The 317-nt window shown below is 64.4% G+C and carries 1 protein-coding gene; it reads left to right on the plus strand.

Annotated features, from left to right (window positions below):
* Positions 1 to 317, plus strand: a 317-nt coding sequence (locus tag GV790_RS29545) for a serine hydrolase (protein ID WP_163818097.1), incomplete at both ends; no start/stop codon positions are given.

Below are 317 nucleotides of genomic sequence, written 5' to 3' on the forward strand. Positions count from 1 at the left end.
CACCAGCTTCGCCTACGCGCACAGCGATCTGGTGGTGCTCGGCGAGGTGCTGCAGAAGGCGACCGGTAAACCGTTGGGCGAGTTGATCACCGAACACATCCTCGACCCGCTCGGCATGCGCGCGACCGAGGTGGTGCTCGACCCGCAGATCGATAGCCCGATCCTGCACGGCTACACCAACGAACGAAACGTGTTCGAGGACTCGACATTCTGGAACCCGACCGCATTCCTGCACAGCGGCAACATGAACTCCACCGTCGCCGATGTCGGCCGCTGGGTGCGCGCACTCGGCACCGGTGAACTGCTGACCCCCGACC

Source organism: Nocardia cyriacigeorgica (genome assembly GCF_010858045.1).
GTDB classification, from domain to species: domain Bacteria; phylum Actinomycetota; class Actinomycetes; order Mycobacteriales; family Mycobacteriaceae; genus Nocardia; species Nocardia cyriacigeorgica_E.